The 4,780-nt window shown below is 66.7% G+C and carries 7 protein-coding genes; 1 reads left to right on the forward strand and 6 read right to left on the reverse strand.

What is annotated here, in order from left to right:
• The first annotated feature begins 598 nt into the window (after nucleotides 1-598).
• On the forward strand, nucleotides 599-1,192 hold the full coding sequence (locus tag AC01FP_RS16095; protein ID WP_474481683.1) for a sigma-70 family RNA polymerase sigma factor: 594 nt from the start codon (nucleotides 599-601) through the stop codon (nucleotides 1,190-1,192).
• 11 nt (nucleotides 1,193-1,203) lie between these two features.
• Here the strand turns inward: AC01FP_RS16095 and AC01FP_RS16100 are convergent, their stop codons facing one another.
• From AC01FP_RS16100 to AC01FP_RS16125, 6 genes are all read right to left on the reverse strand, one after another.
• Complete coding sequence (locus AC01FP_RS16100) at nucleotides 1,204-1,398, reverse strand: hypothetical protein (RefSeq protein WP_474481684.1); 195 nt, start codon at nucleotides 1,396-1,398, stop codon at nucleotides 1,204-1,206.
• A gap of 3 nt (nucleotides 1,399-1,401) precedes the next feature.
• Nucleotides 1,402-2,451, reverse strand: a complete 1,050-nt coding sequence (locus AC01FP_RS16105; protein WP_474481685.1) for a hypothetical protein — start codon at nucleotides 2,449-2,451, stop codon at nucleotides 1,402-1,404.
• 12 nt (nucleotides 2,452-2,463) lie between these two features.
• Nucleotides 2,464-3,144 (reverse strand): hypothetical protein, encoded by a 681-nt coding sequence (locus tag AC01FP_RS16110; protein WP_474481686.1) that lies wholly within the window; start codon nucleotides 3,142-3,144, stop codon nucleotides 2,464-2,466.
• Nucleotides 3,145-3,186: 42 nt separating this feature from the next.
• The gene (locus tag AC01FP_RS16115; RefSeq protein ID WP_474481687.1) at nucleotides 3,187-3,429 is read right to left on the reverse strand and encodes a hypothetical protein; all 243 of its coding nucleotides are present in this window, start codon (nucleotides 3,427-3,429) and stop codon (nucleotides 3,187-3,189) included.
• 77 nt (nucleotides 3,430-3,506) lie between these two features.
• Nucleotides 3,507-4,166, reverse strand: coding sequence for a hypothetical protein (locus tag AC01FP_RS16120; RefSeq protein ID WP_474481688.1), 660 nt, complete (start codon nucleotides 4,164-4,166; stop codon nucleotides 3,507-3,509).
• A 10-nt stretch (nucleotides 4,167-4,176) separates the two neighbouring features.
• Nucleotides 4,177-4,611: a hypothetical protein gene (locus AC01FP_RS16125; RefSeq protein ID WP_474481689.1), complete on the reverse strand. Its 435-nt coding sequence runs from the start codon at nucleotides 4,609-4,611 to the stop codon at nucleotides 4,177-4,179.
• Nucleotides 4,612-4,780 lie beyond the last annotated feature (169 nt).

The raw sequence follows: 4,780 nt of genomic DNA on the forward strand, positions 1-4,780 counted from the left end.
ATCGACGCATTAGTCATGTCCTCAAGCCCCCGGATGTACTGATCAGAGGGGTGACAACTTTCCTGAAACTGGGGGATTCGCATCATCTAGATGCCGCCGGCCAGCTGCTGCGTGTGCACGTCCTCGATCGCGAGGGGCACATCAGCGCCCAGCCGCACTACGTGCCCTGCGAGCAGGCCCTGATCCTCGCTGCCAATCACTGCGGGTGTTCTGTCGCCAAGGCGAGGTGCGGGTGCTCTGAGCTCCCTGGGCAGGAGGCACTCCGCCTCCGGCTTTCAGTTGTTGCCACACCGCCCGTGGACTTGGGGTTATTGCGCAATGGATCACCTCCCTCCCAGGCGAGCGGGTGGATGCACTAGATCCAGTCCGAAGCGGCTCACAGCAGCGGACTGACGATTCGATTAGGCGCTCCCTGCGATGGGGGTCCCTGCAATACCAGCAGCGGGAAAGCGGCTTACCACCAGGCCGTCAAACACCCACCTCAATCCCTCGTCCAATCCTCGCGCTGCGTCAAGGATCGGGCCATGCGCCCCGTTGGGGCGTCCTTGTCACATCCCTGCGGCTGGCCGTTGGGGGTGGGGTTCTCTGCCGTCCCCAGATGGCTGCCCCGCTTTCCCGCTCTGCCCTCCGTGCCCGCGATGCCCTGGTGCTGGAGCACCTCTCCCTGGCGGATGCCGTTGCCTCAGCTGCAGCCCGCCGCTTCTTCCCTTTGGTTGAGCGGGAGGATCTGATCCAGGTAGCCCGTGAGGCGCTGATTCGCTCCGCTCCCAGCTGCCGCGTTGGCGAGCCTGCCGCTCCATACCTGCGCCGCTGCATCAGCGGGGCCCTGCAGCATCACCTGCGGGATCGCGTGCGCCTCGTGCGAGTGCCCAGGCAGGTCCACGAAGCAGGTGATTGCCCCTTGGGCCACAGCAGCCTCGATGCCCGCGCTGATGGCGAGCCTTGCCTGCTCGATCAGCTGGCCTCTCCAGAAGCAGAGCCAGCCAGCAGCGAGGCCATCAATGGCCTGACGCTGGAGCAGCTGGTCGATCAGCTGCCCGCCGCCCAGGCCACGGCACTCCGGCTCACAGTTCTGGAAGGCCTGTCACTGCGGGCTGCAGCCGAGCGTCTGGAGATCAGCGTCATGTCGGTGCAGCGGGCCCAGAAGAAGGCCATCGCAGCCCTGCGCCAGCGGCTCGCCGGAGGGGGCTGAGGCCCCTTGGCTCAGGCCTGCTCGATCACCAGCGTGGAGAGAGGCCACCAACCGCTACCGCCCTCGTCGTAGGCCAGCTCCACCATCGGATCGGCGTCACTGCTGTCTCCCGCCAGGTTGATCACCGTGGCACTGGTCTCTGGGCTGATCAAATCCCGCCAGCAGCGCGAGCCAATCGTCGGCAGGGGTGCCTTGGTGTCAGTCATGGTTCAGGGGCTCACCATCACCCGGTTGCCAGCGCCGCTGTTGCTCACGGCCGCGAACTGACGCCGCTGAGGTGACCAGCAGAGCGAACGCCAGCCCAGATCAGCTGGGGAGCTGCGCACCGTCCAGCTGATGCCATCGCCGCTGGTCATGATCCGGTTGCCGGTGCCGCTGCTACTCAACGCCACCAACAGCTCCCGTTGCGGCGACCAGCAGAGGGAGGTCCAGGCGTTGTCGGCTGCCGAGCTGCGGCTACTCCAGCTGCTGCCATCCGGGGAGGTCATCACCCGGTTGCCCTTGCCGCTGCTGCTCAGCGCTACCAGCAAACTCAGATCTGCTGCCCAACAGATCGCCGTCCAACTGTTGGTTGCAGCAGCCGTCCTCAGGGTCCAGTTGCGGCCATCGATTGAGGTCATCACCCGCTGGTTGCCTCCGGTGCTGCTCACCGCCACCAGCAGCCCCAGCTGCGGGGCCCAGCAGATCGAGCGCCACTCCTGATCTGCAGCAGCGGGGCGGGCTGTCCAGGTGAGGCCATCACTGCTGGTCATCACCCGGTTGCCCGTGCCACTGCTGGCGACCGCTACCAACAGGCCCAACTCGGGTGCCCAGCAGATCGCCGTCCAGTTGTTGTTGGCCGGCGTCTGGCGCAGGGTCCAGCTGCGCCCATCCGGTGAGGTCATCACCCGATTCCCAATGCCGCTGTCGCTGACGGCGACAAACAGCCCCAGCTCTTTCGCCCAGCAGAGCGCCACCCAGTTTTGATCGGCTGCCGCAGGTTGGGCACTCCAGCGGATGCCATCGCTTGAGGTCATCACCCGGTTGCCCGTGCCGCTACCCGCTACGCAGGCGTAGACCCCAAGCTCCGGCGACCAGCAGATCGCCTGCCAGCTGTTGTCCGCCGCCGAGCGCACGGTTGACCAAACTACGCCGCTGATTCCCAGCACTGGCGGCAGGTTCAGCAGCTCCTCCAGCGCTGCCGCTGGCAGCTGATAGGTGCCAGCAGCCGGGCCCGTGGGCCTGGTGATCGCCAGCAGGTCGCCTGGTTGGAGGGTCATCAGCTGCTGGGCTCAGGGCAGGGCCGGCAGGGTGCTCAGGTCCAGCGGCATGTAGTCGCCGGCCGGCTGGGCAGTGGCCATCGCAGCCTGGAGCTGGGTCGCATCCACCACCCTCCCGGGCATGCCGTCTGCCAGCGCCAACGGATCAGCCAGCTGCACCACGCCTGCAGCGGCGGTGGTTGCGGGCTCGACGCTCAGCAGCGGCTGGGCCGGGTCGCTTTCATTGACGCTCAGCGGTGCAGCCACCTGGATGCGGATCACGCCGGCGCCATCGGGGCCCAACGCGGCGTTGGCGCTCCAGCTGCTGCCGTCAAACAACAGCAGATCGCCCTGGGCGATCTGCGCTCCGGCGATGCCGCTCCAGCTCGTCAGGGCAATGCCGGAGCTGCTGGCCAAGTACACATCACCCACAGCAGCACCTGCCGGGGCCTCGCTGGTGGTTGGGTCGATCGCACCTCGGTAGGTGAGGGCACCGGAGATGGCGGCATGGAGGGTGCCATCGGCATCCACCGAGAGGTTGGTGCCGGGCTTGATCGCACCGATTACCACTGCGGTGGCAGGGCTGAGCATGAACGCCTTGACCTCATCAGCCGTGGCCCGGAATGGCGTGCTGCCGCGCTGCACCAGCAGCAGGTCACTGGGCTGAGGCAGGGAGCGGCCGGCGGTAGTGCGGCTCTCGGTGGTGGTGGCCATGACGATCAGCAGAGAAAAAGGGTTGGGAGATCAGAGCTCGAGTCAGGGCGGCAGGGGGCTGAGTAGGCGCAGGTCCAGCGCAATCACCACCACCCCGTCGCTTGAGGCAGCACTCACCAGCGGCGCCAGAGCCTGCACCGAACTGACGCCCTCTGCTGGGGGCGGTTCAGGGGTGCCGCCTTCCTGCAGCTGGGCCTGGCCCAGAAAGATCACCCCCTGGGGCCGGCTGCTGCTGCGGCACTGGGCCGTCAGCTCGGCCAGCACAGCCAGATCGGGAGTGGCCATCGGCGCCAGGGCAGTGCTGCTGAGCTGTTGCCAGCCCCCAGCCAGGAATGCGCTGGCTCGGTTGCATTTGGCAGTGATCAGAGCAGGGCATCACCCAGCTCCAGGGCCGCGAGATCAGCTGCAGCCGTGTCATTGGCCTGGGCTTCCAGCGCCGTGGCCTGCTCAATCAGCTCCGCCTTGGTCTGGCTGGCATCTAGCTCCACGCCATGGACAGCCGAGCAGTAGTCGACGATCTGGGCCTTGGTCATCGCCTGGAAATCAGGCGGCTCAGAAGCCAGCAGGGCTTCTCCGTCGCTGCTGGCGGTTTCCGTTGACTCCAGCGGCTCGCCGGTGGGCGTGGTCTCATCCAGTGCTGAGGCGGGCTCCGTCGCATCCGGTTGCTCGGGCTCAAGGTCGAGCGCATCCACCAGCTCCGGCGCTGGCTCAAGCTCGGGCTCGGGCTCGGGCGCAGCTTCTGCCGGCTGAGTGTGTAGCTGCCAGCCCAATGCCTGCCAGCCGGCCAGGTGCACCGGCCAGATCGAGCGGTTCTCTCCGTCCTTACTAATCAGCAGCTGGCTAGGCGGCAGCAAGGATTCATCGCCCACACCCGGATCCGGGGTGACGGTCAGCCGCTGCTCCGGGCCGCCCAGCGGCACCGGAGTGGAAGCGGGGTTGTTGCTATCCAGGGGTTGCAGCAGTTGCAGGGGCAGGGCCTCAGAACCCGCCGCCAGGGTCAGTGACTCCAGTGGGTTACTCATGGCACTCACCTCAAAGCCCCTGGTTGGCGGTCAGCGCCACGCACATCCCCACCGGTGTGCTCGGAGAGATCAGAGCGCGCGCCAGCCGCAGGCAGGGCGGCGTAACCAACTCGCTGTCGGCTGGATTCAGCAGCAGGGCAGCACCACTGATGCTCGCCTCCACCTTGCCGCCAGCGGCGGGGATGGCGACAGCAGCAGCAGTGATCCAGCTGCCGGCGGTGCCGTCAGCCAGCAGCGGCGCTAGCTCCAGCGTCACGGTTACCGCGTCGCTGTGACCTGCGTGGGATGCCACCAGCACAAAGGAACAGGAAGCATCGAGATCGGTGCCGAGGTTGATGACATCGCCGCTGCTGCGGCTGTGTTCGTAGCAGTCGGTTGCCGAGTGGTTGATCCAGCCGACGAGCACCGTCTGGGCATCGAGCAGCCGGGTGGCTTGGGTGGTCATGGATGGAACTCCTATGGGAAAAAATGTGTGGTTCTGGGCAGTCCTCGTGGGTTGGGGCTGGCGCTTAGGGCAGCACCAGCGGCATGGGCGCCACGTTGTAAAGCCGCGCAGCGGCCTTGCGGTTGCAGACGGCAAAGCCCACGTACCAATCCACCCGCGTGCGGAACAC

The organism is Cyanobium sp. NIVA-CYA 375 (genome assembly GCF_056108345.1).